The organism is Terrabacter carboxydivorans, from assembly GCF_039532035.1.
Taxonomy (GTDB): domain Bacteria; phylum Actinomycetota; class Actinomycetes; order Actinomycetales; family Dermatophilaceae; genus Terrabacter; species Terrabacter carboxydivorans.
The window spans coordinates 36,547-63,142 of sequence record NZ_BAAARE010000021.1; the positions used below are offsets into that span (position 1 = coordinate 36,547).

27 protein-coding genes are annotated in these 26,596 nt (G+C 69.0%); 18 read left to right on the plus strand and 9 right to left on the minus strand.

The window, feature by feature from the left end:
• Window positions 1-109: 109 nt before the first annotated feature.
• The 3 genes from ABD297_RS19355 (at window position 110) to ABD297_RS19365 (ending at window position 3,251) form a co-directional block, all read left to right on the plus strand.
• Window positions 110-697 carry a DUF5063 domain-containing protein gene (locus ABD297_RS19355; RefSeq protein WP_344256737.1) on the plus strand — a complete coding sequence of 196 codons (588 nt, stop codon included), beginning with the start codon at window positions 110-112 and terminating at the stop codon, window positions 695-697.
• A gap of 139 nt (window positions 698-836) precedes the next feature.
• Entirely contained in the window at window positions 837-2,108 is a 1,272-nt protein-coding gene (locus tag ABD297_RS19360; RefSeq protein ID WP_344256738.1) for an aspartate kinase, read from the plus strand.
• Window positions 2,109-2,147: 39 nt separating this feature from the next.
• Window positions 2,148-3,251, plus strand: a complete 1,104-nt coding sequence (locus ABD297_RS19365) for a WD40/YVTN/BNR-like repeat-containing protein (RefSeq protein ID WP_344256739.1) — start codon at window positions 2,148-2,150, stop codon at window positions 3,249-3,251.
• Between the two features lie 62 nt (window positions 3,252-3,313).
• On the opposite strand, the gene ABD297_RS19370 is transcribed toward ABD297_RS19365, so the two are convergent.
• Window positions 3,314-4,648, minus strand: a complete 1,335-nt coding sequence (locus ABD297_RS19370; RefSeq protein WP_344256740.1) for an FAD-dependent oxidoreductase — start codon at window positions 4,646-4,648, stop codon at window positions 3,314-3,316.
• Between the two features lie 185 nt (window positions 4,649-4,833).
• Between ABD297_RS19370 and ABD297_RS19375 the strand changes: the two genes are divergently transcribed.
• Window positions 4,834-5,052 (plus strand): hypothetical protein, encoded by a 219-nt coding sequence (locus tag ABD297_RS19375; RefSeq protein ID WP_344256741.1) that lies wholly within the window; start codon window positions 4,834-4,836, stop codon window positions 5,050-5,052.
• Window positions 5,053-5,110: 58 nt separating this feature from the next.
• On the plus strand, window positions 5,111-6,145 hold the full coding sequence (locus tag ABD297_RS19380) for a DNA topoisomerase IB (protein WP_344256742.1): 1,035 nt from the start codon (window positions 5,111-5,113) through the stop codon (window positions 6,143-6,145).
• Between the two features lie 84 nt (window positions 6,146-6,229).
• Here ABD297_RS19380 and ABD297_RS19385 read toward each other — a convergent pair whose 3' ends face one another.
• Window positions 6,230-6,718 (minus strand): pyridoxamine 5'-phosphate oxidase family protein, encoded by a 489-nt coding sequence (locus tag ABD297_RS19385; RefSeq protein WP_344256771.1) that lies wholly within the window; start codon window positions 6,716-6,718, stop codon window positions 6,230-6,232.
• A 58-nt stretch (window positions 6,719-6,776) separates the two neighbouring features.
• Complete coding sequence (locus tag ABD297_RS19390) at window positions 6,777-8,228, minus strand: MDR family MFS transporter (RefSeq protein WP_344256772.1); 1,452 nt, start codon at window positions 8,226-8,228, stop codon at window positions 6,777-6,779.
• Window positions 8,229-8,458: 230 nt separating this feature from the next.
• Here ABD297_RS19390 and ABD297_RS19395 point away from each other — a divergent pair, with 230 nt between their 5' ends.
• Window positions 8,459-9,652, plus strand: coding sequence for a glutamate--cysteine ligase (locus ABD297_RS19395; RefSeq protein ID WP_344256743.1), 1,194 nt, complete (start codon window positions 8,459-8,461; stop codon window positions 9,650-9,652).
• Between the two features lie 130 nt (window positions 9,653-9,782).
• Here the strand turns inward: ABD297_RS19395 and ABD297_RS19400 are convergent, their stop codons facing one another.
• From ABD297_RS19400 to ABD297_RS19410, 3 genes are all read right to left on the minus strand, one after another.
• Entirely contained in the window at window positions 9,783-10,577 is a 795-nt protein-coding gene (locus ABD297_RS19400; RefSeq protein ID WP_344256744.1) for a hypothetical protein, read from the minus strand.
• A 117-nt stretch (window positions 10,578-10,694) separates the two neighbouring features.
• Window positions 10,695-11,501, minus strand: coding sequence for a hypothetical protein (locus ABD297_RS19405; protein ID WP_344256745.1), 807 nt, complete (start codon window positions 11,499-11,501; stop codon window positions 10,695-10,697).
• Between the two features lie 360 nt (window positions 11,502-11,861).
• Window positions 11,862-12,677, minus strand: coding sequence for a hypothetical protein (locus tag ABD297_RS19410; RefSeq protein WP_344256746.1), 816 nt, complete (start codon window positions 12,675-12,677; stop codon window positions 11,862-11,864).
• Window positions 12,678-13,411: 734 nt separating this feature from the next.
• Here ABD297_RS19410 and ABD297_RS19415 point away from each other — a divergent pair.
• Together ABD297_RS19415 and ABD297_RS19420 are read left to right on the plus strand one after the other, a co-directional pair.
• Window positions 13,412-14,581, plus strand: coding sequence for a S1 family peptidase (locus ABD297_RS19415; RefSeq protein ID WP_344256747.1), 1,170 nt, complete (start codon window positions 13,412-13,414; stop codon window positions 14,579-14,581).
• 734 nt (window positions 14,582-15,315) lie between these two features.
• On the plus strand, window positions 15,316-15,897 hold the full coding sequence (locus tag ABD297_RS19420; RefSeq protein WP_344256748.1) for an HD domain-containing protein: 582 nt from the start codon (window positions 15,316-15,318) through the stop codon (window positions 15,895-15,897).
• Here ABD297_RS19420 and ABD297_RS19425 read toward each other — a convergent pair.
• The gene (locus ABD297_RS19425; RefSeq protein ID WP_344256749.1) at window positions 15,847-16,317 is read right to left on the minus strand and encodes an NUDIX hydrolase; all 471 of its coding nucleotides are present in this window, start codon (window positions 16,315-16,317) and stop codon (window positions 15,847-15,849) included. The genes ABD297_RS19420 and ABD297_RS19425 overlap by 51 nt on opposite strands.
• Before the next feature lie 23 nt (window positions 16,318-16,340).
• Window positions 16,341-17,078 carry an XRE family transcriptional regulator gene (locus tag ABD297_RS19430; RefSeq protein WP_344256750.1) on the minus strand — a complete coding sequence of 246 codons (738 nt, stop codon included), beginning with the start codon at window positions 17,076-17,078 and terminating at the stop codon, window positions 16,341-16,343.
• 141 nt (window positions 17,079-17,219) lie between these two features.
• Here ABD297_RS19430 and ABD297_RS19435 point away from each other — a divergent pair, with 141 nt between their 5' ends.
• The 10 genes from ABD297_RS19435 to ABD297_RS19480 all read left to right on the plus strand — a co-directional run bounded on the left by ABD297_RS19435 (window position 17,220) and on the right by ABD297_RS19480 (window position 26,173).
• Complete coding sequence (locus ABD297_RS19435; protein ID WP_344256751.1) at window positions 17,220-17,648, plus strand: hypothetical protein; 429 nt, start codon at window positions 17,220-17,222, stop codon at window positions 17,646-17,648.
• Window position 17,649: 1 nt separating this feature from the next.
• Entirely contained in the window at window positions 17,650-19,350 is a 1,701-nt protein-coding gene (locus tag ABD297_RS19440) for an FtsK/SpoIIIE domain-containing protein (RefSeq protein WP_344256752.1), read from the plus strand.
• 5 nt (window positions 19,351-19,355) lie between these two features.
• Window positions 19,356-19,745: a WhiB family transcriptional regulator gene (locus tag ABD297_RS19445; protein WP_344256753.1), complete on the plus strand. Its 390-nt coding sequence runs from the start codon at window positions 19,356-19,358 to the stop codon at window positions 19,743-19,745.
• On the plus strand, window positions 19,742-20,134 hold the full coding sequence (locus ABD297_RS19450) for a WhiB family transcriptional regulator (RefSeq protein ID WP_344256754.1): 393 nt from the start codon (window positions 19,742-19,744) through the stop codon (window positions 20,132-20,134). Before ABD297_RS19445 ends, ABD297_RS19450 begins: the two co-directional genes overlap by 4 nt.
• Before the next feature lie 86 nt (window positions 20,135-20,220).
• Window positions 20,221-21,855 (plus strand): replication initiator, encoded by a 1,635-nt coding sequence (locus ABD297_RS19455; protein WP_344256755.1) that lies wholly within the window; start codon window positions 20,221-20,223, stop codon window positions 21,853-21,855.
• Between the two features lie 13 nt (window positions 21,856-21,868).
• Window positions 21,869-22,066 carry a helix-turn-helix domain-containing protein gene (locus ABD297_RS19460; protein ID WP_344256756.1) on the plus strand — a complete coding sequence of 66 codons (198 nt, stop codon included), beginning with the start codon at window positions 21,869-21,871 and terminating at the stop codon, window positions 22,064-22,066.
• Window positions 22,063-23,232, plus strand: a complete 1,170-nt coding sequence (locus tag ABD297_RS19465; protein WP_344256757.1) for a site-specific integrase — start codon at window positions 22,063-22,065, stop codon at window positions 23,230-23,232. Before ABD297_RS19460 ends, ABD297_RS19465 begins: the two co-directional genes overlap by 4 nt.
• 610 nt (window positions 23,233-23,842) lie before the next feature.
• A complete protein-coding gene (locus ABD297_RS19470) occupies window positions 23,843-24,187 on the plus strand; it encodes a hypothetical protein (RefSeq protein WP_344256758.1) in 345 nt (114 codons plus the stop codon).
• 418 nt (window positions 24,188-24,605) lie between these two features.
• Window positions 24,606-25,259 carry a Fe(II)-2OG oxygenase family protein gene (locus ABD297_RS19475; protein ID WP_344256759.1) on the plus strand — a complete coding sequence of 218 codons (654 nt, stop codon included), beginning with the start codon at window positions 24,606-24,608 and terminating at the stop codon, window positions 25,257-25,259.
• Window positions 25,256-26,173: a hypothetical protein gene (locus ABD297_RS19480; protein WP_344256760.1), complete on the plus strand. Its 918-nt coding sequence runs from the start codon at window positions 25,256-25,258 to the stop codon at window positions 26,171-26,173. The genes ABD297_RS19475 and ABD297_RS19480 overlap by 4 nt, the downstream gene beginning before the upstream one ends.
• A gap of 10 nt (window positions 26,174-26,183) precedes the next feature.
• On the opposite strand, the gene ABD297_RS19485 is transcribed toward ABD297_RS19480, so the two are convergent.
• Window positions 26,184-26,552 carry a hypothetical protein gene (locus ABD297_RS19485; RefSeq protein WP_344256761.1) on the minus strand — a complete coding sequence of 123 codons (369 nt, stop codon included), beginning with the start codon at window positions 26,550-26,552 and terminating at the stop codon, window positions 26,184-26,186.
• Between the last annotated feature and the right edge of the window lie 44 nt (window positions 26,553-26,596).

Here is a 26,596-nt window from a genome sequence, read left to right on the forward strand (position 1 = left end):
CACCGAGGACGTATGCCGTCCCGCCCCTCCCAGGGCTCCCACTCGACGGCGTGCGGGTGGCCGCGACCGAGTGCGACCGGGGGACACGGCATACGGCATGCTGGGAGCCATGACTGAGCAGCCGGTGACCGAGGGCCACGCGAGCGAGGTCGACGACCTGTCGGGCCTCGCCGACCTGACCGCAGCGGAGGCGAGCGCCTTCCTCACCTCCGTGACGGAGGTCGCGTCGGGCAGCTCGCCCGACACCGCGCTGCCGCTGGTCACCCTCGCGCTGTCGCAGGTGCTCGTCGCGGGCGCCCGCCTCGGAGCGATCCAGGACGTCGTGCCCGAGGAGCGCTTCGAGCCCGACGCGACCGACGACGACGCCGACCCGCTGCGCACCGGCCTCGCCAACGTCTTCGCCGGCATCGACGACTACGTCTACGTCATCGACCCCATCACCTCCTCGGAGCGGGCCGACGGCTCGATCACCAACGACCTCGTCGACGTCGCCGTCGCGCTCAGCCACGGGCTCAAGCACTACGCGACCGGCCGCAAGCTCGAGGCGCTGTGGTGGTGGCAGTTCAGCTACCTCTCGCACTGGGGCGACCGGGGGCTGACGGCCCTGCGTTCGCTGCACTCGATCCTCGCTCACCTGCGCCTCGACGCCGACGACGAGGCGGTCGGCGAGGCGGAGTTCGACGCGCTGCACCCGTAGCCGACGCGAGAACGTGCGGCGCGAGGGACGAATCGGCGCACATCTCACCATCGTGACGTCCCGGTGGACGCCGGGCGCGCGAGCCTAGACTCGGTCGCACCGCAGCAGTGTCCGTCAGCCGAGCAGATCGGGAGCCAGTGTGAGCATCGTCGTCCAGAAGTACGGCGGTTCGTCCGTGTCCGACGCCGAGGCCATCAAGCGCGTGGCCCGGCGCATCGTCGAGACGCAGCGTGCCGGCCACTCCGTGTGCGTCGTCGTGTCGGCGATGGGTGACACGACGGACGAGCTGATGGACCTCGCGGAGCAGGTCAACACGGCCCCGCCGGCACGCGAGCTCGACATGCTGCTCACCTCCGGCGAGCGGATCTCGATGGCGCTCGTGGCGATGGCCATCGCCCAGCTCGGCGCCGAGGCGCGCTCGTTCACCGGCAGCCAGGCCGGCGTCATCACCGACGACGCCCACGGCGCCGCCCGCATCATCGACGTGACGCCGGGCCGCATCCAGAGCGCGCTCGACGCCGGCCACATCGCGATCGTCGCCGGCTTCCAGGGCGTCAGCCAGACGACGAAGGACATCACGACCCTCGGTCGCGGTGGCTCCGACACGACGGCCGTCGCGCTCGCCGCGGCGCTCGAGGCCGACGTCTGCGAGATCTACACCGACGTCGACGGCGTGTTCACCGCCGACCCGCGCATCCTGCCCAGCGCCCGCAAGCTCGACGTCCTGTCGATGGAGGAGATGCTCGACCTCGCCGCCAACGGCAGCAAGATCCTGCACCTGCGCTGCGTCGAGTACGCCCGCCGCTACGGCATCCCCATCCACGTGCGCTCGTCGTGGTCGCAGAAGGCCGGCACCTGGATCAAGGACAACCCCTACGAAGGAGAAGGCGCTGTGGAAGCTCCGATCATCGCCGGCATCGCCCACGACCGCGGCGAGGCCAAGATCACCATCGTCGGGGTGCCCGACCGGGTCGGCGTCGCGGCGAAGATCTTCGGGGCCATCGCAGAGGCCGGCATCAACATCGACATGATCGTGCAGAACGTGTCGGCCGCCGAGACCGCCAAGACCGACATCTCCTTCACGCTGCCGCAGGCCGACGGCGCCCGCGGCATGCAGGTGCTGCAGTCGATCAAGCAGGACGTCGACTACCAGGACCTGCGGCTCGACGACAAGATCGGCAAGATCGCCCTCGTCGGTGCCGGCATGAAGAGCCACCCCGGCGTCTCGGCGAAGTTCTTCGGCGCCCTCGCCGAGGCCGGCATCAACATCGAGATGATCTCGACGTCCGAGATCCGCGTCTCGGCGGTGACGCGCGCCGACCAGCTCGACGACGCGGTGCGTGCGGTCCACACGGCGTTCGGGCTCGACTCGGCGCAGGAGGCGATCGTCTACGGCGGCACCGGCCGCTGAGCGCGCGGGGCGGCCCCGGCGGGGCTAGTTTCAGGGGACATGAGAACCCTGACGCGATCGGTCCTGCTCGCCGCCACGACCACGGCGCTCGTCGCCGCCACCACGAGTGCGTATGCCGTGTCGCCGGCCCGCGTGGGACGTGACGCTCCCGCGCGCCCGGGGGCCACGGCACACGACTGGCGGGTGACGCCGACGGGCACGACCGAGCGCTTCCGTGGGCTCGCCCCGGTGTCGCGTGACGTCGCCTGGGTCAGCGGCACCAACGGCACCGTGCTGCGCACGACCGACGGTGGCCGCACGTGGCGCAACGTGAGCCCGCAGGGGCTCGGCACCGGCACGCTGCAGTTCCGCGACATCGAGGCGTTCGACGCCCGGCACGCGGTCGTGCTCTCGATCGGCGAGGGCACGGACTCGCGCATCCTCGTCACGGACGACGGCGGCGCGAGCTGGACCGAGACGTTCCGCAACACCGAGCCGGCCGCGTTCTACGACTGCATGGCCTTCAGCTCGCCGCGACGGGGGCTCGCGATGAGCGACCCGGTCGACGGCAGGTTCCGGCTCGTGCAGACCTCGGACGGCGGCCGGTCGTGGTCGCAGGTCGACCCGCCCGGCATGCCCGAGGCGAAGCCGGGCGAGTTCGGCTTCGCGGCGTCCGGCACGTGCCTGTCGGCCGGGGTCGGCGGACGCACCTACCTCGTGAGCGGCGGCGTCGACCCCGCTCGCGTCTTCACCTCGACCGACCACGGGCGCACGTGGACGGTGGCGGACAGCCCGGTCGCGGGCGGCGCGTCGGCAGGCATCTTCTCGGTGAGCTTCCGCGACGCCCGCCGCGGCGTCATCGTCGGCGGGGACTTCGCGGCCCCGACCGGTGCGGTCGACAACGCGGCGTGGACCGCCGACGGAGGACGCACGTGGACCAAGTCGACCACGAACCCGTCCGGCTACCGGTCCGGCTCGGCGTGGGTGCCGCGCACGGCGCGCACGGTGCTGGCGGTCGGCCCGACGGGCTCTGACGTCTCGACCGACGGTGGCCGCTCGTGGTCCACGTTCGACACCGGCAGCTTCGACTCTGTCGAGTGCACGGCCGACGGCGCGTGCTGGGCCTCGGGCGAGCAGGGCCGCGTCGGGGTCCTGACCCGCTGACCGCCGCGCCGGGGCGGTCGGGACCGGGCACTCGCGCGGAGCCTCGCGTCGGTGCCCGGGTCCTAGCCGACGGGGACCGCGGCGGCGACCACCTCGGCGAGCTCCTGGCTGGTCGGCCCCGGGTCAGGTCGGGGTCGCCAGCCGGTGCGGTAGACGGCTCGTGCCCGCTCCTCGACCGTGCCGAGCACGGAGGGGAGGGCCTGCATCGACACGTACGGCCCGACCGCCTCGCCGATGGACGGGTCCTGCGATGCCGCCGTCATGATGAGGTCGGAGGGCAGGGGCCTCGTGAGGTCGATGTCGTCGCCGGCCCAGCGTCGCGCCTGGGCGTGGTCGATCGCCATGTGATCCTCGACCCACGGCCGCATCCGCGTCTCGTCGAAGGCGTCGAGCTCCTCCCCGACCGACTCGACGTCGGAGCCGTGCTCGTCGAGGAGCTGCAGCAGCTGCGCCACCTGGGTCAGCGAGGTCGCGATGCCCCGGCCGAAGATCGGGGTCGTCGTGCACACGGAGTCGCCGACGAAGACGAGGCCGGGCAGCGCGAGCCCGCCCGAGGGGCCGCGCTGGCCGCGGTAGACGTTGAGCAGCGGACCACCGGGTAGCACGTCGGTCAGGGGCTCGGCCACGTCGTCGGCGGTCCACGCGGCCAGTCCCGGGACGGCAGCGCTCGCCGCCTCGAACGCCCGGGTGTGCCTCAGGCCCACGAGGTCGCGGTTCGCCGTCGAGCGGATGATGAGCGCGGAGAAGATGCCCATCTCGTGGAGGAACACGAGGACCATGAAGCCGACGTAGTTGCCCTGCCAGGCGACGGCGTTGGTCATCGGCGGGGCGGGGACGCCGGGCCGCAGCCGGTAGGCGCGGTCGACGTAGGCGATGCCGCACTCGCCGCCGACGCCGGGGCTGCGCAGGTGGCGGTTGACCCGGCCCGACCGCCCGGAGGCGTCGATGACGAGGTCGGCCTCGAGGTCCGAGCCGTCGACGCTGATGCCCTGGGCGCGACCCCGGCTCGTCGTGACGCCGTCGACGTGGCCCGAGCGGACCTCGAGGCCGGGCTGCTGGAGGGCGGCGGACCGTACGGCCCGCTCGAAGGTCTCGCGGCGTGAGCGGATGCCGACGGTCACGGTCCGTCCGTCGGGCACCGGCATCTCGATCGGCTCGCAGCCGAGGCCGACCCAGGCGTCCCAGGCCGCCGGCGCCTCGGCGCGGAGCACCTCGCCCACCTGGGGCCGGAAGGAGTGCGCGTGGTGGAACTGCATGACCCCGCGGCGTGGCCACCGGCTGCCGTCCGGGGGCGGACCGGGGTCGCGGTCCACGGCGACGACCTGGTGCCCGCGGCGCGCGAGACCCATGCCCGTGACGAGGCCGGTCGGGCCTCCTCCGATGACGGCGACCTTCACGACCACCACCTCCGCTCTCCACAGTGGGAGCGGGAGTGTTGGGCGTCAAGCGATTTCGTCGGTCTGGGGCAGGGAGTGATCGATTGGCGGCATATGCGCCGGCTCTCACAGGTTCCATGGTGCAAACCGTGGGTATGGTCGAAGTCGAAGCAGCAACCACCTACTCGGGGCGATAGGTGAACGACGTGACCCCTCACGAATCACATCTGCAGAGCGACGGATCGGTCTTCCCGCCCGTCACACCGGACCCGCCGGCGCCTCCGGGCCAGGCGGAGATCAGGGTGCCCGACATCGTGCCGGTGAAGACGCCCGACGGTCCGGACCGCGCGGCCGACACCCGCGAGACCCGGACCGCGACGAGCGAGACCGCCGGCGTGCGGGAGCAGGCTCCCGAGACCGACTGACGGCCCGCGCCGTCGGGTGCATGTTCGCGCCCGACGGCGATCGGGGTATCTCCTCCCTGTGAGACTGCGTCGGAGCGTCATCGACAAGCCCGGTATCCGTCGCGTGCGGCGAGGCAAAGGATTCAGCTACCTCGACGCGGACGGCAAATCCGTCGACGCCGAGACCAAGGAGCGCATCCAGGCGCTCGTCATCCCGCCGGCCTGGCGGGACGTGTGGATCAGCCCGCACCCGAACGGTCACATCCAGGCCATCGGTACGGACGACGCGGGCCGGCGCCAGTACCGCTACCACGACAAGTGGCACGAGGCGCGGGGCCGCGAGAAGCACGACCGCGTCATCGTGCTGGCCCGCAAGCTGCCGGCCTCACGCAAGCAGATCGCCGCCGACCTGCGCACCAACGGCCTGACGAAGAAGCGCGTCACCGCGGCCGGTCTGCGGATGCTCGACGCCGGGCTCTTCCGCAGCGGCGGTGAGGAGTACGAGGCCGAGCACGGTTCGCACGGTGTGGCCACACTGCTGCGGTCGCACGTCACCGTCAGTGGCGAGGACGTCACCTTCGAGTTCCCTGCCAAGTCCGGCGTCACGAGGGAGGCGGTCATGACCGATCCTCTTCTGGCCCGGATCGTGCTGTCGCTCAAGCGAAGCGGCTACCGCGGCGACCGCCTGCTGGCCTACCGCGACACGAAGGGCTGGCACGAGCTGCGGTCGAGCGACCTCAACGTCGCCTTCAAGGAGCTCGTGGGTGAGGAGTACACCGTCAAGGACCTGCGCACCTGGGCGGCGACCGTCACGGCCGCCGTCGCGCTGGCGCGCACGGGTCCGGCCGGGTCGGAGCGCGAGCTGAAGCGCGCCGAGAAGGACGCGATGAAGGTCGTCTCCGAGCACCTGGGCAACACCCCCGCCGTGGCCCGCAGCTCCTACGTCGACCCGCGTGTCCTCGACGAGTACGCCGTCGGGCGCACCATCGCCCACAGCCTCTCCCGGCTGACCAAGGCGGACCGCAGCCGCCTCGAGCTCGGTGACCTCGTGCGGGTCCGGGACCGCGACGCCCTCGAGCGGGCCGTCATGCGCCTCGTCCGGGGCGCTGCCTGAACGGATCGTCCCGAACGCACGTATGCCGTCAGGTTCCCCTCGCGTGGAAGGGAACCCGACGGCATACGTCGGGTGGTCAGGCGGTCAGAGGTCGACGACCTCGTTGTCACCCTCGATGCGCTCACCGGTGACCTTCGCCTTGATGAAGTTCGCGATCTGCGTGACCTTGGCCCCGGGGGAGTCCCAGTACTCGGCCGACTCGGCGCTCACCTTGATGAGGATGTTGTTGGGGTTCTCCGGACCGCCCTCGAGCCAGGCGCCGGTGAAGGAGTTCCACAGCTCGGCGAGCTTGGCCGGGTCGTCGACGATGGTCGCGGTGCCGGACAGCGAGACCCACGAGCTGCTCGAGCTGTAGGCGACGTTGACGCGCGCGGGGGACTGCGCGGCGATGTCGCGCGCCTTGTGGCTGTCGCGCTCGGCCACGAAGAGGACGTCGCCGTCGAACTGGACCTCCTGCGTGGCCATGGGGTGGCTGACGAGCACGCCGTTCGAGTCGGCGTGCGTCAGCATCGCGATGCGGATGTCCTTGATCAGGTCGGCCACCTTCTGGGTGCCGTCGTCGTGCTCGCTCATCGCGTTCTCCTCGTCGTCGGGGTCGGTGACTCTGTCAGTGGCCACCTACCCGATGCGGTCAGGCGGTGCGCGTGCGTGTCGAGGGTTGGGGCACCCGGTCGTCGCCGGAGGTCTCGTCGGTGGTTCCGTCGCTGGAGTCGGTGGCGTCGTCGGGGCCACCGTGGGCGACGTCCTCGGCCCTGGTGTGCGGCATGAGCAGACCGGCCGCGATGCTCACGGCAGCGGCGACGAGCACGGCGAGGAAGACGGCGGTCGACCCCGCCTGCACGGCCTCGCTCGAGGTGTCCCCGCCGCGGGAGGCGATGACGGCGTTGGCGATGGCACCGAAGATCGCGACGCCGACGGCGCTGCCGACCGAGCGCATGAACATGTTGGTGCCGGTCACGACGGCACGCTCGTTCCACGGCACGGAGGCCTGGGCCGCGATGAGGGTCGGGGTGGCCACGAGCCCGAGGCCGAGACCGACGACGAGGCACGAGCCGGCGGTGGCCAACACGTTCGGCGTGGACGAGGTGAGCCACAGCGACAGCGCGCCGAGCGTGGCGACGACGAGGCCGATGAGCGCGGTGGGGCGGAAGCCGATGCGCATGTAGAGGCGTCCCGACTGCGACGCCGAGATCGGCCACCCGATGGTCAGGGCGGCGACGGCGAGCCCCGCGACGATCGGGGTGGCGCCCGTGGAGCGCTCGAGGAAGGTCGGGACGTAAGAGGTGAGGCCGACGAGCACGGCGCCGATGCCGATGCCGATGAGGCAGGTCGCGACGATGAGCCGACGGGTCAGCACCTCGAGCGGCAGGATCGGCTCGGCCGCCCGGCGCTCGATGAGGCCGAAGACGAGGAGCAGCACGGCGCCCACCGCGAACGAGCCGATGCTCTGCCACGAGGTCCACGCCCACGCCTGACCGCCCTCGAGCACGGCGAGGATGAGCAGGGTCAGGGCCACCGTGAGCACGGCCGCACCGGCGTAGTCGATGCGGTGCCGGCGACGCTCCACGGACTCGTCGTACTTGCGCCAGATCATGCCGGCGGCGAGCAGGCAGAAGGGGATGTTGACGAAGAAGATCCAGCGCCACGACGCGAACTGGGAGAAGACGCCGCCCAGGGTCGGGCCGACGACGGACGAGACCGCCCAGACGCTGGCGATGTAGCCCTGGGTCTTGGCCCGCTCGGCCACGGTGTAGATGTCGGCGGCGATGGTCGTCGTCATCGGCAGCACAGCCCCGGCGCCCAGGCCCTGCAGGGCGCGCATGACGATGAGGGAGCCCATGTCCCAGGCGAAGCCGCAGAGGATGCTGCCGACCAGGAAGAGGGCGATGCCGACGAGGATGACGGGCTTGCGGCCCACGGTGTCGGCGAGCTTCGCGTAGACCGGGACCGACACGGCCTGCGCCAGCAGGTAGACGGAGAAGAGCCACGGGAACTGGCTCAGGCCCCCGAGGTCGGCAACGATCGAGGGCACGGCCGTGGCGAGGATCGTCGAGTCGAGCGCGATGAGCGAGGTCGACAGCATCAGCGCGATGAGGATCGGCCCGCGATCCGAGCGGAATCCGAGGTTGGACGAGGTGGACACGATCCTCCTGCGGGTTGGGGCGACGAAAGGGGACAACGCACACCGCCGTCGTTCATTCCCGGCAGGTTCGACAGGTGGGCCCTTCGCCCCTGCCGACGCGCCGCGTCGGACGGGGACACTGGTGGGGCTGACCACTGTCGTATGCCGTCATGTCGGGCAGGAGCGCCATCATGCGAACCCTGGGTGTCGAGGAGGAGATGCTGCTCGTCGACGCACGGACCGGGCTGGCCGTGGCCGCCTCGGACCGGGTCCTGCGGCACGCTGCGGAGCGGGCGCGCGCAGCGACGGCGGCGACGGCGGCGCCGGTGGCGTCGGTGGGGGCGGAGGTGGCGCCGGAGTCGTCAGGTTTGGCGGAGCCGGCGGGGGCGTGTGGGCACGGGGCCGTCGAGGGGGAGTTCCAGCAGCAGCAGATCGAGACGCACACGGCCCCTGCGGCCGGGCTCGGGGACCTGCGGTCAGAGCTGTGGCGGTGGCGCGGTGAGGCGGTGGCGGCGGCGCGCGAGGCCGGAGCGGACGTCGCGGCGCTCGCCACCTCGCCGCTGCCGGTGCAGCCGGTCGTGTCGAGGCAGCCGCGCTACCTCTGGCTCGAGGACCGCTACCGGCTGACGGCACGTGAGCACCTCGTCTGCGGGTGCCACGTCCACGTGTCGGTCTCGAGCGACGAGGAGGGCGTCGCGGTGCTCGACCGCATCCGTGTCTGGCTGCCGACCCTGCTCGCGCTCACCGCCAACTCGCCCTTCTGGCAGGGGCAGGACACGGGGTTCGCGAGCTACCGGTCGCAGGTGCTGATGCGGCTGCCCTCGTGGGGCCCGAACGACCGCTTCGGTTCCCCCGCGGCCTACCACCGGATCGTCGACGACCTGGTGCGCAGCACGGTGATCCTCGACGAGGGCATGGCCTACTTCGACGCGCGGCTGGCCAGGCGCTACCCGACGGTCGAGGTGCGCGCCGCCGACGTGTGCGCCACGGTCGAGGAGGCCGTGGTCCTCGCGGCGCTGTGCCGGGGTCTCGTCGAGACGGCGGCCCAGGAGTGGGCGGAGGGTCGGCCGAGCCCAGACGTGTCGACCCGGCTGCTGCGGGCCGCGACGTGGCAGGCCGGGCTGCAGGGTCTGGACGGCTGGCTCGTCGACTGGCGTACCGGGCTGCCCGCGCCGTGCTGGTCGGTGCTGGGGAGCCTCCTCGACCACGTGGGCCCGGCGCTCGGGGCGGCCGGAGACCTGGCCGTCGTCCAGCGCGGACTGGATCGGGTCCGCGCGGAGGGCAACGGCGCGGCGCGCCAGCGAGCGGTCCTGGCGCGCACCGGACGGCTCGTCGACGTCGTCGCGGAGGCCGTGCGCACCACGGCTGGCCCTCAGCACTGCTAGCCGTCACGTTGGCCGGCCTCGGTGGGCCGGTCTCGGTGGGCCGGTCTCGGTGGGCCGGTCTCGGTGGGCCGGTCTCGGTGGGCCGGTCTCGGTGGGCCGGTCTCGGTGGGCCGGTCTCGGTGGGCCGGCCTCAGTCGGTCGGATCGGAAGGCCCTGTCGGCCCCGTCGGCCCCGTCGCCCCGGGGGACGGGTAGCGCACGTCGAGAGACTGCGGGCCGAAGACCCGGCGGCCGACCTCGAGGTGGCCCACGGCATACAACAGCCCGGCACCGACGCCCGAGGCCACGACGGCCACGGTGCCCCCGCCGACCGTGTTGCCCACGAGCGCGCCGAGCGTGCCCGCGACGATCGCGTTGACGACCATGAGGAACATCGAGGTGCTGCCCACGACGTGCAGCACGGTGTTGCGGGGCCGCCCCACGGCATACGTGTGCATGAGCCCGGCACCGTCGTCGTGCGTGGAGGCCGTCAGGTGGGGCGCCAGCTCGGGAGCGAGCTCGACGTAGGCGTGGCGCAGGCGGTTCATCGCACGGATGAGGTCGATGTCCTCGCGGCTGGCGGTGTTGACCCGGATCGCGGTGAGGACCCCCATGACGAGCGCCGCCGACGCGAAACCGATCGCCATGACCGGGAAGGGCGTGCAGAAGCCGGTCGCCTGGGCGGTCAGGGCCAGCACGACGAGGAAGGCCGACACGACCGTGAGGTGGATGGTGATCCGGCTCATCACCTCCGACCACGTCATCGACCGGGTGCCGAGCAGGCTCCAGTGCTCGGTCGAGAGGAAGACGGGCAGCCCCGCCGTGGTCGAGTCGCGCAGGCTCGGCGGGACGGGCTCGGTGGTGTGGCCGGGGCGCGGGTCTGGACGGAGGTTCGGATGACCGCCGCCCGGCCCAGGGGTGGGATCGTGCGAGCCCTCGACGCCCATGGCTGCCTCCGGATCCGTCGCGCCGTGCGCATGACGCGACGTGGGCGCGTCCGTCCCAGTCTTGCGCGGCGGGAGGCTCCCGACACGGGCTTTGGCCGAGCTGCACGGCGCAGCCGCCTACCGCGGGCTCCCGGTCAGCAGGGCTGTCACGAAGGAGTAGGCCTCGGCCAGGCCCGGCGTCTGTCCGTCGAGCATCCACGGTGGCTCGCCTGAGGCCACTGGGCCGCTCGCAGTGGTCGGGCACGATGGCGGCGAACGGTCAAAGGTCCGCTGGCCGATCAGGGCCCCGGTCGTGGCGATCCTGACCCGGACCGTGACCGTGCCCTTCGTGCGTCGCAGCTCACCGGACGCACCGTCGCTGCCGCGCGTGTAGGTGCCGCACGAGGGCGCGGGAACCAGCCTCTCGGTCACGCAGGTCACGAGCTGCACCTGGCTCGTGCTGCGAGGACGGAGCGCGGCCGGGACGGAGTGCCCCGTCTCGGCGCGGAACTGGTCGGCCTGGGCGACGGTGTGCCCCCACTGGTTGCCCGAGGAGTCCTCGGAGGGGCCGACGAGAGCCATGGGGTGCACCGACCCCGCGTAGGGCGCGCCCTCGCCCCCCGTGCCCCGACAGACCGGGACGAACGTCTCGACGAGCGACGTGGCCGCGTCCAGGGCCGGCGTTCCCCCGGCTTCGAGCAGGTCCTCCGACCAGTCGAGGGACCCGTTACGAGCCGACGCCTGTGACGACGTCGGCGGGCCGGTCAGGGAAGAGGCCGGGGTCTGCGGCGTCGTGGCCACCGTGGTCGGTGCGGCGGGGGAAGAGGTCGTCGGCGTGGGTCCGGCGGTCTCGCCGGTCTGGTTCATCCCGCCGATGACGTAGAAGACCGCGACCAGGGCGACGAAGACTGCTCCCGCGACGACCCAACCTCGCTTCTTCGTCATCACCCGGCGCCTTCGTGCGTGATCCGCTCCTGGGGACCGACGCTACGGCGGGTGGGTGAAGGCGACCAGAGGACAAGGTCCTGCTGCGTGGCCGGCTGCCGCCACCTGAAACCGCCGAAGGGCCTGCTGGAACGACTCGGTCGTCTCCGGCAGGCCCTTCGGTGATGGTCGGGGTGACAGGATTTGAACCTGCGACCTCTTCGTCCCGAAGCAGGCCGAGCGCTCTGGGTGTGGCTGGCCCCAAGCACGATTTGCGTCTGTGAGGGTCCGCGTTCGAGTGCAACTGTGCTGACCGACTGTCACTCAGTTAGTCACTCACCGCGCCAGATTCCCCAATGGCCCGGGCGTTTGCGCAGCCGCCTACGGCATGAACCCGTGTGTGGGTTGCCACCGCCGCCGTGGTGGGATCCAGTCCAGCGAGTTGGCTGCATCCAGATCGCGGAGCGCCACCACCGATTCGTCATAGAGGTGCCACTCCTTGCGCGAGTATGCCTCCGCGGCGATGAGCAATGTCGAGCTGTCCTCGCCGTGCAGAAGTACCTCGGTCACGAGGCCCGGGCCCGAACGACCTTCGACCAGCGTGTCGTACGCGACCTCGACGTGAGTGATTCGACCCCGGATCAGGTCGATGTCGCTGCGTGGACGTAACGACCCTGCGGCCGCCTTGGGGAGCTGAGGGGCCGAACGGAGCGGGAGGAAGGACAAGCCAAAGACGGCGTCGTCCTGGTAGACGCCGACGATGGTCTCGCGGTCGCGCCCCCGCGCGCGTACCCAGGCGAATGGTGTCCGGGAATCGCCTGGGCTTGCCCATGCCAGCGGCTCGTCGCCGTCGGCGGACTCCAACGCCCACTCCTCACCCTCCCAGTCGAGAACCTCGCAGGAGGCCATCAGCAGCGCCGCTGAGATATTCGCCGAGAGCCAGCCGACGTCATCCTCGAGGTTCACCGCGGCGAGTAAATCTTTGACCGCTGTCTGAGTCATGGCTTCTAGGTCACTGAATGGCGGCAGGTCGCCAGGACCGCGCGTCGACGAGAAGACGGGGAAGTGCCCGCTGTCCTCACGGAAGACGGCCCACACGTCCTCTCCCGTTGGGCTGGTGAACTCCCACCCGATGCCGTCTCGAGTACTCACATCGCTTGCGATGACTGCGCGCCATCGGGTCGGCCAATCCGTCATCAAGGTCCTCACGAGCGTTGATCAGGTGAACGTCTTGGGCACGGTACGTCAACCGGTGGCCAGAAAGAGCCACCGAACCGATAGCGGAGCACAAGAGCGCGACGGAGTGGCCGGGTCAACGGTGGGCCGGAGGCCATCACGCAGTGACGCGTAGCGCCGTTGACGCGGTCCGGAGTCGGGCGGATGCTCAAGCGTCGGGTCGGCGGCTCGGAGGTCAGTGGCCTCGGTGAGGAATGACGGGTCGACTGCCGATGTCCGGCTGGCGTGGTCGTCGAGTGGTGGGGGTGCGCGTAGGCGCGAAGCGCCGGAGCGCGGGGGTCCCTGCCGCGAGGCGGCCTGAGCCGGCCGGTTGGCGCGGCGGAGCCGCGCCCTTGATCTCTTAGAGCCGTGTCCAGCAATCCGAAGGTCGCTGGGCCTTGGGCACTGTCTTGTCCTGCTAAACCGACTCCCTGGGCCGAGCCGGCCCGACCGGATCTGCAGTCGCGGACTCACTGGCGGCCGAGGCTGGTGGGTCGAGGAGTCGGCGGTAGCTGCAGCGCCGAGAACGCGAACTGTACGGCCTGCTCCGTCGGTCGAGCCCGACGTGGGTTCCCCATTTCCATGTCATTGTTTTCGTTCGCCGTGGGATGTATCCAGGGCGTCGATGGGCCCGGTCTTGCCGAATCTTCACGAAACGCACTGCTGATTCCCGACCCGGTCGTACTCTGTGGCCAGCCGAACTCACAGGGGAGATCATGAAGAAACTAGCTGCATGCGCCATTGCCACGATCCTATGTGGGTCGCTCTACCCGGCTGGCGCGACGGCGGGTGCGCTCGCCGATCCTGACCCCATCGCAGCCAGCCTCGCGAAGCATCTCGGAGTGGCCTCCGACGATGCCGCCAAGATCCTGGATAATCAAGCCAACAGTTTTGCGACTATGGCAGACCTCATCAAGGCGCAAGGGCTCCGCCCGGAGAACTTCGCTATCGCTGACGACGGAACGCTCGTTGCGTCACAAGCAGCGACCGGTACTGCTGCCCAAATTGGACCGCGCGCGGGGCTGCGTGTCGTTCAGTCCACACGCGGCCCTGCGGAGGTCGACTCTCTCTTTGCGCAGGCCGCCGCTGAGCTTAAGGGCATGGATTCGGACACTGTGACGGCGATCTCTGCCGACTACCCTTCTGGCGAAGTGATCATCTCCGTCACGGCCAGCGCGCTTTCGAATCCTAAGGTTCAATCGCTCAATAAAATTGACGGTCTTCGGCTCGAGATTGTTCCCCCCGACACGAAGCCAGCCCCGGCATTCAACGCCGTCCCCGGAAACTATATGGACATCGTGCCGGGCACCTACTGCAGCATGGGGGTTGGCACTTGGCTCGGCCGGATGATCTCCGCCGGCCATTGTGCATTGCAGAGCGGACAACTTGGCGTGATTGCCCGAGACGGCGCCGGACGTGAAGTGGGCAGATCCAACTCAAGCCTCTATCAGAACGACGGCTACGACATTGGACGTTTTTCGGTCAATTCAGGTAACACGATCTCTCGTGGGTATTCGAACTACGTCGGTGGGGTCACCCCGTACCGGAGCTGGACTTCGCCGGTAACAGGTGCCTTCGTCTGCAAGTCCGGCACCACGAGTGAGATCACGTGTGGTCGGATTCTCAGTTCGCTTACGTCCGTCTACTACGGGAGCACTCGGCTCTTTCAGATGTTCTCAACCGACGCCTGCGGCGAGGGCGGGGATAGTGGTGGTCCGATTGTTGTCGCTGGAACGAATGACTTGGTCGGGATCTTCTCGGGAGTTTCAAACTCAAACGTGTGCGGGTACAATAGCGGCTATGCCAGCCAGGGCATCAAGACAAGTTGGGGATCGAGGATCGATTTCGCGTTCAACTATTATAATGACAGCCTGCCGCTGCCGTGAGCAGAAATGGAAAAGGGTGTGAAATGGCGAATCGCAATCATCCGCGGTACTTGCTCTTGGCTGCCGGTGTGACAGTGGCTGCCACGCTCTTAACGGGGGGGTGTAGCGGGGAAGTGGGAAGTCAAGTGATTAGCGCAACGACGGCCCTTGGCGCGGGGCGGCCCGCTGGATACCATGCAGACGAGTCTGGGCGTAACCTGACGATCTTTCTTGAAGTTGACCAACTGACTACGCTGAATACCATTTCCGTCGTGGACGAGGGTAGGTCGCGCGTCACCGTGCGCTTTACCACGTCCAGGCGGTCGGGGAACGCCGTCGCGATGATGGGTTACGTATACGACACGGTGCACCTGAAGCAGCCTCTGGGTGAGCGATCGGTTGCCGTCGACTCTGGCGTCGTAATGCACCCCCTCTCGCCGTCCGAGGTCGGCCCATCCCTTCAACCTAGAAAGACAAGTTGGACGCCGGGCTAGCGCGCTCCGCCGGTCAGACTCATGCAGACGCACGGCCTACCTCGCGATGCCGTTCGCGACCGCATTGGGTGGTATTGACCGCCGGGTTCACTCTCCAAGTAGCACGGTCCGTCAGGCGTTGTGTGGCGCGGGCTGCAGCCATAGCGACGTACTGACGGAGCGGAACGTGCGGGTGACTGCCCATGTATTCGGCCAAAGTAGTCGAGGTTCAGGCCCGACACCCGCGGGCGGGCGGCGCGCACCTTGCGCGATGATTGTCGAATGTGGAGCGAGTCGGCGGCCGAGGACCTTGCGCGGGAGTGGATCTCGGGTTCAGGTAGTCGTTGGGCTCACCTGTCGGCTGTGGGCCGGCTCGCCCAGGAGACCAATGCCCTCGGCACGAGCATGTCGTCGACGGTCGTTCAGGCCGCTTGGGTGCATGACATCGGCTACGCCCCTGGGCTGCGCGACACCGGGATGCATGCCATCGACGGTGCTCGCGCGCTGCTCAGGTTCGGTGCACCCGTCGATGTGGTTGCACTCGTCGCTCACCACACGGGGGCTATCTACGAGGCTGCCGCGCGCGGCTTCGCCGAGGAGCTCGCCGAGCTGCCCCTGCCCGACCACACTGATCTCGACGCGCTGACACTCCTGGATTTGGTCGTGGGGCCAGAAGGCGACTTGACAACCGCGGAGGATCGGATCGCGGAGATCTTGTCGCGGTACCGCGTGGGCGATCCGGTGCACCGCGCCGTGACGCGGTCCGGTCCTGAGCTGCTGGCGTCTGCCGGTCGCGCTCGAACGAGGCTGCAACTATCCGATGAATGGCCGTTCGGAGTGGCTGAGAGCGTGCTGGAGGCGTAGCCGCATCGAGGGATGCACGTCGAGCTGCTCGATCTGCTCCGCGGTGAGCCACTCGACCTCGCTGCTCTCGCTGCTCGTGCGCGGTGCGCCACCTACCAAGCGTGCGCGGAACGCGATGGAGAACTGCTGCCGGACCTCGCCGTCGTCGTAGGCCATACGGTGGTTGGGGTTGGTGTACGTGCCGGTGATGGTCTCGACCTGGACGTCGTAGCCGGTCTCCTCTTTGACCTCGCGAACGACGGTGTCGCTGATCGCTTCTCCAGGCTCGTGGCCGCCCCCGGGCAGTGCCCATTTGTCGTTGTCGGTCTTGTGGATCATCAGGACCCGGCCTTGGTCGTCTTGGACGATGGCGACGACCGAAGGCACCACGCTGTTGATGGCTGGCGCGTCGGGGTCGTCGATGTAGTCAGTTCGGCCCATTTGTCGACCCTATGCGTGGCTGCTTAGACCGGGCGAGCGGTGGCCCAGACACGGTCGTAAGAGTCCATGTAGTGGCTGAATAGCCGGCCGCCAGGGATGCGGTTGATGTGCAGGACTGGGGAGTGGGAGGCGCTGGCGCCGTAGGCGTGTGGGTTGGCCAGCAGGACGTCGTCGAAGCGGAAGATCGATGCGTAGAGCGTCGTGCCGTGTCGGCGTGCGTGCATCCGCGCGGGACCGACGGCCGGGGCCAGGTACTTCCACGTGAGCTTGCATCGGGCGGCCATGAGCTCGTCGATGCCCTCTTCGCGACCGCGCAGCGCGACGGCTTCACTCTCTGGGTCCCCGAACAGGAGTCGGACGCGGACCCCGTTCCGGGACCGGGCGGCTAGGCGGTCCACGAAGCCGGGGATCGCGTCGTGGAGGAAGCTTCCGGCGTACGCGAGCAGGTCGATCGACTCCTTGGCGTCGTCGACGAGTGAGAGCCACATATCGGCTTCAATCGCGCCGCGGCTCGGGTACAGCCGAACCAACTCTGCCTCGGTGGCTGATCGGCTGATGCGGTCGGACTCGGTTGCGGGCCAGAGGAATCCGTCGCTCTTGCCGAGGATCGCGGCGGCGTTCATCCGGTGGGTGCGGTGCGGGCTGCGGTCCTTGGTGATCCACCGCTCGACGGTCTTGGGATCGACACCGACTTGTTCGCTGAAGCTCTGCAGGTTCAAGCCCGCGCTGGTGATCGCGGCCCGAAGTCGTTCGTTGGTCATGACCCCTCCTCTGAACGTTCTGGGACGTTTCTAACACACAAGGACGTCCTTAAACGTCCCAAAGTGTGGTGTGTTTGTCCCCTTTTGCGGGCGTCTTCTGGTCATGGGCAACACGGCCCAATGACACGAAGGCAGGAACACATGTCCAGTTACGCGGTCGACAGCAAGCGGGCGGGGCTTCGCTCGACGGGCATCGTCAACGAGGTCCGGGAGTGGGAGGAGCGGGACGGCAAACGGCGCCCGAGCGAGGCGCAAGCGCGGGACGAGGCGACCGGGATGCCGCTGTGGCAGGTCGAGGTCGTCTACAAGCAGACGACCTTCGGGCGCGAGTCGATGACGACGGGCGTGGTCGAGCTGGGGTGCCCGCACCGTCCGGTGCTGGCGGAGTTCGTGCCGGTCGAGTTCGTCGACCTGACGGTCGAGGTGCGGGTCAACAAGGCCGGTGGCCTGTCGGAGATGTGGCGCGCGGACCGGCTCGTCGACGAGGGCAAGCCCGCCACCGGCCAGCCGTCGGGCTCGGCGAACGGTTCTGCTTCTGGTTCGTCAGGTCAGGGTTCGAAGGCGGCGTGACATGACGTCCTCGACGACTGTCTCGCGTGGGGTTCGGGGGTCGGCTGCGGTCGGCTCCCGGGCCCTGCGCTCGTCCGGAACGGGCGCCCGGGTGGTGCTCGCCATCGCGGAAGGCTGGGGCCGGTGGGCACGGCGTCACCCCCGCTGGGCCCTCGGGTTCGCGCTGCTGGCGCTGCTCGCGGCTCTGACCCAGCCCGACCCCGCCGCCGCACGCGTCCTGATCACCGTCGCCGCCCTGCCGGGTCTGGTGGTCGCAGTCTGGGAGTACCGGTGGCCGGCCGGGTATCAGCGCTGGCTCGCCGGCCCGTCGCGGCGGTTCGGCTGGCGCCGGTGGGCTCGTCGCATCTGGCCGGTTCTCGCGCGGGAGTGTGGCCTGTCTGTGCAGCGCAACGTCCGTCGCCGCACCTGGGCGCTGGCCCGCCGCAACGGCCGCGTTCAGGTCTCCTCGACCGGCACCGCGTCGGAGTGGGTCCCGCCCCGGCTGGTCGACATCCTCACCACCGGGGACACGCTCACGCTGCGGGTCCGGGCCCGGATGGGACAGACCGTCCAAGACCTCGAGGCGGCAGCTCCGGCCCTCGCCGCTGCAGCGTCCGCGGTGTCGTACCGGGTCAGGCAGTGGACGCCGTCCGTCCTCGACATCGCCCTCGTCGTGCGCGAGGCCCTGGCCGCGACCTCCGAGGCGCAGCTGCCGGGCCCGCTCGGGCACGACCTGGCCGTCGACACCGTCACTCTCGGACGCCGGCAGGACGACACTCCGTGGGCGCTGCAGGTCCGCGGCCGGCACACCCTCGTCGTCGGCTGCTCCGGCTCCGGGAAGGGCTCCATGCTCTGGGGTGTCTGCGGAGGCCTCGCCCCCGCCGTCCGGGCGGACCTGGTCCGGCTCTGGGGTGTCGACCTCAAACGCGGCGTCGAGGTCATGATGGGCCGGCACCTGTTCACCACCGTCGCCATCACCCCCTCGGAGGCCGTGGCTACCCTGACCCGGCTGCTGCAGGTCGTCGAGGACCGCGGGCACGCCATGGCCGGCGTCTCCCGCCTCCACCGACCGCGCCCCGGTGACCCGCTGCATGTGCTCGTGATCGACGAGCTCGCCGCGCTGACCGCCTACACGGACCCGGACACCAAGCGGGAAGCCTCCCGGCTGCTCGCCGAGATCCTCACCCAAGGCCGCGCCCTGGGCGTCGTGGTCCTGGCGTGCGTGCAGGACCCTCGCAAGGAGGTCGTCGGGATGCGGGGCCTGTTCACGCAGACGATCGCGCTTCGTTTGAGGTCGGCGGAGGAGACCCGGATGGTTCTCGGCGACGGCACCGCCGCGCTCGCCCCCGCCCACAGGCTGTCCCCGGCCGCGCCCGGCTCCGCGTGGGTCGTCGAGGAGGACGGCACCCTCGACCGGGTCCGGGCCGACTACTGGCCCGACCAGCTCGTCCGCGAGACCGCCGCCACCTACCCCGCCCTCGTCGTCGAGGAGACCACCGGCGAGGCCCCGGTCGTCACGCAGCCCGACGACGAGATGGCTCGGGCAGATGTCGCCTCGTCGCCGACGCCTCGCACACCGCGGCCTGCACGCGCGACGCGCGCTCCGCGCCAGGCCCGCTCACCGCGCGAACGCCGACCGCGCGAGGGCGCTGACCCCGGCTCCTCGGTGTCCGTGTCGGGGTTGCGGTCGGGGTCGGGCGACCGCGGACCTGAGGCGGCCTGATCACCATGCACGCCCAGACCGCACTGACCGCCCTGTCGGGTAGGCCGGACCTGTCGCGCACGACCGGGCCGGTGCCACGTGACCTCGCCTCCGGCGGCTGGAAGGAGTACGGCACCTGCCGCCAGACCGACGCCGAACTCTGGTTCGCCGAGACCTCACGCCGCGTCCACGCCCGCGCCGCGTCCATCTGCGACGACTGCCCGGTCCGCCGATCCTGCCTGGCCTGGGCTCTCGTCTTCGACGAGGCGTTCGGGATCTGGGGCGGCCTCGGTGCCCCGGAACGGCGCCCGCTCCGGAGGCGGCTCGCCCGCGGTGTCCCCCTTGCCGTCGTCGTCGACGACGCACTCTCTCGGCCGTCAGGTCTTGGGTCTGCTGCTGGGGGTGAGGTCGCATGACCGCCCTGTCCCGCTCGGCCCGGTGGGCCGCCCTGGAGGCCGTCTGGTGCGAGGCCGCGACCGCCTCCACCCGTTACCCGCTTGGTTCGGTCGCGTGGCAGACGTTCGGCTCATGCGGCGCCCGGACCGACCTGCCGTGGACCGCCGAACCCCAGGACATCGGCCCATGGGATGCCGAATCCATGCGCGGGCTCTGCACGGCCTGCCCCGTCCTCGCGGACTGCACCATTTACGCCGACACCTCGGGGGTGTCCGCGGGATGGTGGGCCGGTACCAACCGAGACCCGGCCTACATCGAGCCCGCTCGGCCCAGCTGGGTCAAAGCGCCCGGTGCCAGCGACGGTCAGCCCGCGTGGCAGGGCGTCCTCCCGCTCGGCGGTGCGGCATGAGCAGCCACCGCCCCGCCTCCGCTGGCAGTGTTACGGGCGTTGAGCGGCGCCTGCCGACCCGCGCCCATCAAGGTGTCACCACCGACATGGCCGTCGCCGCCGCCGAGAGCGCCGGGGTCTGCATCCGGCCCCTGCTGCGCCGGGTGACCGACCGCGCCACCGGCGCCGTCACCACCGTGCCCATCGCGTGCGGCTCCACGCGCGAGAAGGTCTGCCCGTCCTGCGCTGAGAAGGCCCGACGGTTGCGGATGCACCAGTGCCGCGAAGGCTGGCACCTGACCGAAGACCCGCCCCGCCATATCGAGGAGCCCGACACGGAGCAGCTCGAAGGGGACAACCAGGACGACGACGGGCCGGTGCAGCTCGACGAAGACGACGAGCAGGACGACGAGGGGACGCCTGAGCGTCGGGTGCGCTCGACCCGACACCTGCCCGGCTTCCCTGACCTGCCCACGGTCCCCGTCGAGGACCGCACCATCGGCACCGCGTTCACCGACGAGAAGACCGGCCGCACCTACCGGCCCTCGATGTTCCTCACCCTCACCCTGCCCTCGTACGGCAAGGTGCTCCCCGGCACCGGCATCCCCCGCAACCCAGCCCGGTACGACTACCGCCGCGCCGCGCTCGACGCGCTGCTGTTCCCACGGCTGGTCGACCGGTTCTGGCAGAACCTGCGCCGCGCCGCCGGCTACAAGGTCCAATACTTCGCCGCCGTCGAACCCCAACGCCGCCTCGCCCCGCACCTGCACGCCGCCGTCCGCGGCGCCATCCCGCGAGCCACCATCAAGGCCGTCGCCCGCGGCACCTACGCCGCGATCTGGTGGCCCTCCATCGACGAGGTCGTCTACGACGGCGACACGCTCCCGGTCTGGGACCGCGACCGCGAGACATACACCGACCCCACCAGCGGCGCCGCCTTGCGGACCTGGCAGGACGCCCTCGACCGGCTCGACGCAGGCCGCGCCATCGGCGAAGACGTCGAGCCGATGCACGTGCTCACCTTCGGCACGCAGGTCGACATCAAGGGCCTGCTCGGCGGCACCCCCGACAGCGACCGCGCCGTCCGGTACCTGTGCAAGTACCTGACCAAGTCCATCGCCGACACCTACGCCGCCCCGCCCGCCACCGGCCACGTGGACGGCCCGGAGCGAGGCTCTGATCCAGCCGTACTCGCGTACGAGCGGCACATCGACCGGCTGCACCGCGAGGTCCGGTGGCTGCCCTGCTCCCCGACCTGCGCGAACTGGCTGCGCCACGGCATCCAACCCAAGGACCCCGGCCCCGGCCTCATCCCCGGGGCGTGCCCGTCCAAGGCCCACGACCGGGACAACCTCGGCCTCGGCGGCCGCCGCGTCCTGGTCTCCCGGCACTGGTCCGGCAAGACCCTGACCCAGCACAAGGCCGACCGGGCCGCCGTCGTCCGCGCCGTCCTGACCGAGGCCGGCATCGAAGCCTCCGAGGCCGACCGGCTCGCCGCCGACGTCCTGCACGAAGACGGGCTGCCCCGGTTCGTCTGGGAAGACGTCCCGGTCCGCGACCGCGACTACACCGCCGTCATCACCGCATCGCTCCGGCAAGCCCAACGGTGGCGCACCCAGTACGACGACGCCAAACGCCGTGCGGACAAACGCAAGTCCCAGCGGGGCTCCCCACCGCGCGCACCTGTGGACAGTCATTCGGCAACGACTCACTGCGCGCCGACCGGTGCGCAGCCAGATTGAGAGGAGAGCAGTGATGAAGCACCAGAAGGAAGTTCCGGCCCTGGCCTACCGCGTGGATGAGGCGGCCGAGGCCCTCCGTCTGAGCCGATCCGTCATCTACGAGCTGATCCGGTCGGGCAGATTGCGCACAGTGAAGCAGGGGAGTCGGCGGCTGGTCCCTGTCGTCGCGCTCCAGGCCTACCTCGAGTCGCTGTCCGAGGACGTCGCATGACCGAGCGAAGGTCAAAGGGCGACGGTGGGCTGCACTGGGACGAACGTCGACAACGGTGGATCGCGACCGTCACCCTCGGCTACGACGGTCGTGGCAAGCGAATCGTCAAGAAAGGCTCCGGCCGGACCAAGACCGAGGCTAAGCGCAAGTTGCGCGAGGTCCTCCGTGACCACGAGGACGGGGTCGCCCTCGGTGATGACACGTACACGGTGAAACAGGCCGTCGAGGACTGGCTCGCCTTCGGTCTCAACTCGCGCGACGAAGAGACCCGCGCCGCCAACGAAAGCCTCAGCCGCAACCACGTCATCCCGCACCTCGGCGCGCGACGCCTCCGGGACCTGACCGCGCGCGAGGTCGATGCCTGGTTGCTCGGACTCTCGGAGAAGTTGAGCACCCGGACACTGCGCGGTGTGCGGGCCTGCCTCGTCCGAGCGGTGAACCGGGCCATGGCTCGCGACAAGGTCAAGCGCAACGTCGTGCTTCTCTGCAGCGTCCCGACAGGTCGACCCGGTCGCCCGTCGAAGTCGCTGACGACCGAGCAGGCTCGCGACGTCCTGACCAAGACGGCCGGCGACTGGATGCACAACTACATCGTCGTGTCGCTGCTGACGGGCGCCCGGACCGAAGAACTGCGCGCACTCCGGTGGCAGCACGTACACTTCGACGGCATCCCGAGCGCATCGCCGCCGGTCCCTGCCTACGTGGAGGTCTGGCGTTCAGTTCGGTCGGGTGGGGACACCAAGACGCGAAAGTCGCGGCGGACGCTGGCTCTTCCGACGAGGGCCGTCGATGCTCTCCGGCGACAGCGGGTCGAGCAGGCCGAACTGCGTCTCCAGGTGGGGGAGCGCTGGACAGACAACGGCCTCGTGTTTCCGAGCAAGGCCGGCACGCCCATGGACCGAAACAACGCCCTCCGCGCCTTCCGCTCGGCTCTCGGGAAGGTGCCGAACATCGAGCCGAAGGACTGGTCGCCACGGGAGCTGCGGCACTCGTTCGTGTCGTTGCTCTCCGACTCGGGTGTCTCGATCGAGGAGATCTCTCGCCTCGTCGGTCACAGCGGGACGAGCGTCACCGAACTCGTCTACCGCCACCAGATCCGCCCGGTCCTCCAGACTGGCGCGGTGGCCATGGACAGCCTCTTCGGGACAGGCGATGCGGAACGGTAGTCACTCAGATTGTCACTCAGCGACGGCGAAGGCCCTCTGCCTGTGATTGGCAGAGGGCCTTTGACCTGCGGAAACACTGGTCGGGGTGACAGGATTTGAACCTGCGACCTCTTCGTCCCGAACGCGCTGCACGGGTTGGCCCGTCGCGGGGACCGTTGCAGCACAGTGCAATTCGCGAACGGTCATTCGGGCATCGCTGCGCTGGTTGTTTCGCGCTGGGCTCGCGCTGGGCTCGCGAGTCTTCCACGCGGGTCTGCGCCGTGACCGGGACTCGTTGGGCTGGGTGGTGCCGCGCAGAAAGCGCATTTGGGAGCCAGCCGCGCGGGGTGTAGATGGTCGGGGCGCTCGACGTAGGCAGTGGGCCACTCGGGGGCTTGGCCACGCGCACGTCTGGCGGGAGCCATCCCTCGTCATCAGCGCATTCGACTTCGCCCCTTTGCCAAGGTGGAAGCCCGTGCAAGTGTCGGCGGCAGGGCGCGCGACGCCGCGAAGTGCTGTCGCTGCGTGGCCGGGAGTGGAGACTAGCCACGTGACACATCGGGATTGGGTCAAGCGCAACTGGCCGCAGGATGCGACGACGGACGCTCGGTTCGCGGGTCGGAGCGGGGCCGTGGGCGAACTTCGTGCCAGGGGTGTCGTCGTCGGCTACGTGATGCTGACGGTCCAGGATTGGGCCACCCAACGCGGGCACTTGTGGTGGAAGCGGCTGGAGGAGTCCCAGACGCTTCCTGAGTTGCATGTGCATCTGCCGGCCCGCGGGCTTGCTGAAGGTGCCGCTGGTTTGCCGCTTTCTTGGTTCGCTCACGATGCCGACGAAGCGAACCGCATCTACGAGGCCTGCTTCGAGGTGCGCCGGCTGGAATGGGACGGCGGCACCTACGAGGTCGTCTGGCTTGTGGAGCCCAGCGCCGCGCAGATTCGGGACGCGTGGTTCTGGGAGCCTGACGAGGAGTGAACGAGGCTCACGCTTGGACGCGGGGTGCGGTGGGGTGCGCGTAGGCGCGCCAGCGCCGAAGCGCGGGGTCCCCATCGCGGGGCCCCGCGTCTTTTCGCGCCGGAGGCGCGTTTAAGCCAGTACAGAAACTCTTCACGAAGCCACGATCAGTCCCATGTCCTCCAGAGCAGACTAAGGAAGCCGCCTGCCGGCTCGAACGAGAGTTGCCGTGCAAATCCCATGTCGGCGGAGTCGAAGACCTCGTTTCAAATACGCCACACGATGAACTCGCAATCCTGTCGGAAGTCGTTGGCCATGCCCCAAACGTAGAGGCTCGGCCGTGAATCGCGGCCGTGCTGCTACCTCCGGCGCCGAGAGCGACGCCATCCCATCGCCAGACCCATGACACAATCCCGGAAGCCGACGAGAGGAGGGATCCATGGTCACGCTCGAGAGTCTGTTGGTCGCGTCCGAGTCAACGGGGTACGCGGGTGGGAGAGGCTCGTTGGCGGGCTTGCGAATAGCTGCAGGCGCCCGAGGCTGGCAGGAGGTGCCGATCCGTAAGGGCGATCCAACGAAGGTCGTCCTGAAGCCCGTGCGGGCCGATGCTGCCAGGCAGAACTCTATGAGCGCTACTACTGGTCTGGAAGAGCAGCCACTGCACACTGACGGAGCGCACTTGGCGACTCCGCCGGACTTCGTCCTCCTCTACAGCAAGGATGTGGATCCGACGCCCACTCTGCTGTGGAAGCCGGCCCTTCAGTTTCGCAATACGATCGGGGGCCGTTCGGCGGCACTTAGGCACGGCGTGTTCTTAGTCGAGTCCGGATCGCACAGCTTCTTTGCCCACGCACTCGACCCGGGCGGGTACCGGTTTGACCCCTGCTGCATGACGGCATGCGACGCCAGATCTAGGGAGGCCACGGAGCTACTTCAGACAGCGAGCCGGGTTGAGGAGTTCCACTGGAGCGATCCGGGAACTGTTCTCCTCATTCGCAATAGGATGGTCCTGCACGGTCGCGCGAGCGTCAAGGATGGCTCAGATGATCGAGAGATCGAGCGCGTGGCGTTCTATCAGAAGGCGGTGCTATGACTGCTGAGGTGCAGGAACAGTACTGGATTAAGGCCAAGTTGTTTCTCAACAGGGCAACTGATGCGAGCACCGAACGGACGCCTGAGGAGCGCCAATTCTGGGCTTCGTTGGCCTTGGAACTATTGGGCAAGTCGGCACTCTGGCGTGTTTCTCCGGCCCTTATAGCCGAACCCACGGAGGATGGTGTCCAAATTCTGAGGGCGGTCGGCATGATTGATGGCGACGCTCAGTTCACAGCAGTCCGGGCGGCAACGATTTTCAAACGCTGCGGCCGCGCCTTTCGCCCGTTCAATCCTGATGAGGCGACGAAGATCGCCAACGGAAGAAATGAGTATCTGCACGGTTCTGGCATCGGATTCTCGGCCCTCCCGTCGAGCGTGTGGTGGCCGAGATTCTGGGCGCAGGTGGCCATTCTGGTTACCGCGCATGGAGTTGAGCTGGCGGATCTAGTTGGGCCAGATCGTGTGGTGGATGTGAAGTCCCAACTTGAGCAAAATGCGAAGAATATTGAGCACCGCTGGATATCGCTTGAGGCTGCGGCAAAGCAACGACTAACCCGATATCGTTCCGGCCTCATGAACGCGAGACAGCAGGCGGAATGGCAAGTCGAGCGAGATCTCACGGCTGGGATGGAGCATTATGCTCTTGCGGACTGTCCGGCATGTGGTGGTCTAGGTACCGTCGAAGGTGATGAGATCGTCGATCGCACCGAGCCATACTGGGATCTAGAGTCGCCCTACACGCCCGACGGGATGACCGTCTTCGGTGATATTGCGCCTGCGCATTTTAGCTGTCCGACGTGTCACCTCGTCCTAGACGGGTACGAACTCCTAGAGCAGGCCGGCGTGGGTGACCCGTTCGAGGTGGAACTTGAGCCGGAAGAGTTTGTTGAGCCTGACTACGGCAACGACTAGAGCCCTTGGCTCATGTTCCGTGCCATCGCCCATCGCCTGGTCGCGATTGACCGCTGGTCGGGTTCGCGATGAGGTCGCGCACGGGGTAAAACACCCACGCATCGACGACATCGACGTAGGCAGAAGTCAATTGGGTCGGGAAGGGCGCGTCCTCGGTCAATTCAAACTGTAGGGCTGAAATGAAGTTGTCTCCCTCCGCCAGGTCTCTCACGGACTCACGAAGATTTTCAAGGTGGCCGACGAGTTGGTCTGTTCGCGGACTGTGAATGGAGAATGATCCGCCCTCGTGGGCGATGAAATTGCGGGCTTCGCGGGCCGCGCCGAGCAGTGTGCTTGTGTCTGCGTCTAATGCATAGGTCAATGCGATGTTGTCCAACACTCGCTTTAGAGGCTTGTTCGAGGGTGCGTCAGCGAGAGCGCGTT

Bases quoted from the DNA above. Each gene is read 5' to 3' on its own strand.
- ABD297_RS19355 (WP_344256737.1), top strand. From the start codon at position 110: ATGACTGAGCAGCCGGTGACCGAGGGCCACGCGAGCGAGGTCGACGAC.
- ABD297_RS19365 (WP_344256739.1), top strand. From the start codon at position 2,148: ATGAGAACCCTGACGCGATCGGTCCTGCTCGCCGCCACGACCACGGCG.
- ABD297_RS19385 (WP_344256771.1), bottom strand. From the start codon at position 6,718: ATGAGCGAGCACGACGACGGCACCCAGAAGGTGGCCGACCTGATCAAG.
- ABD297_RS19390 (WP_344256772.1), bottom strand. From the start codon at position 8,228: ATGCTGTCGACCTCGCTCATCGCGCTCGACTCGACGATCCTCGCCACG.
- ABD297_RS19395 (WP_344256743.1), top strand. From the start codon at position 8,459: ATGCGAACCCTGGGTGTCGAGGAGGAGATGCTGCTCGTCGACGCACGG.
- ABD297_RS19400 (WP_344256744.1), bottom strand. From the start codon at position 10,577: ATGGGCGTCGAGGGCTCGCACGATCCCACCCCTGGGCCGGGCGGCGGT.
- ABD297_RS19405 (WP_344256745.1), bottom strand. From the start codon at position 11,501: ATGACGAAGAAGCGAGGTTGGGTCGTCGCGGGAGCAGTCTTCGTCGCC.
- ABD297_RS19410 (WP_344256746.1), bottom strand. From the start codon at position 12,677: ATGACGGATTGGCCGACCCGATGGCGCGCAGTCATCGCAAGCGATGTG.
- ABD297_RS19415 (WP_344256747.1), top strand. From the start codon at position 13,412: ATGAAGAAACTAGCTGCATGCGCCATTGCCACGATCCTATGTGGGTCG.
- ABD297_RS19420 (WP_344256748.1), top strand. From the start codon at position 15,316: ATGTGGAGCGAGTCGGCGGCCGAGGACCTTGCGCGGGAGTGGATCTCG.
- ABD297_RS19425 (WP_344256749.1), bottom strand. From the start codon at position 16,317: ATGGGCCGAACTGACTACATCGACGACCCCGACGCGCCAGCCATCAAC.
- ABD297_RS19430 (WP_344256750.1), bottom strand. From the start codon at position 17,078: ATGACCAACGAACGACTTCGGGCCGCGATCACCAGCGCGGGCTTGAAC.
- ABD297_RS19435 (WP_344256751.1), top strand. From the start codon at position 17,220: ATGTCCAGTTACGCGGTCGACAGCAAGCGGGCGGGGCTTCGCTCGACG.
- ABD297_RS19440 (WP_344256752.1), top strand. From the start codon at position 17,650: ATGACGTCCTCGACGACTGTCTCGCGTGGGGTTCGGGGGTCGGCTGCG.
- ABD297_RS19445 (WP_344256753.1), top strand. From the start codon at position 19,356: ATGCACGCCCAGACCGCACTGACCGCCCTGTCGGGTAGGCCGGACCTG.
- ABD297_RS19450 (WP_344256754.1), top strand. From the start codon at position 19,742: ATGACCGCCCTGTCCCGCTCGGCCCGGTGGGCCGCCCTGGAGGCCGTC.
- ABD297_RS19455 (WP_344256755.1), top strand. From the start codon at position 20,221: ATGGCCGTCGCCGCCGCCGAGAGCGCCGGGGTCTGCATCCGGCCCCTG.
- ABD297_RS19460 (WP_344256756.1), top strand. From the start codon at position 21,869: ATGAAGCACCAGAAGGAAGTTCCGGCCCTGGCCTACCGCGTGGATGAG.
- ABD297_RS19465 (WP_344256757.1), top strand. From the start codon at position 22,063: ATGACCGAGCGAAGGTCAAAGGGCGACGGTGGGCTGCACTGGGACGAA.
- ABD297_RS19475 (WP_344256759.1), top strand. From the start codon at position 24,606: ATGGTCACGCTCGAGAGTCTGTTGGTCGCGTCCGAGTCAACGGGGTAC.
- ABD297_RS19480 (WP_344256760.1), top strand. From the start codon at position 25,256: ATGACTGCTGAGGTGCAGGAACAGTACTGGATTAAGGCCAAGTTGTTT.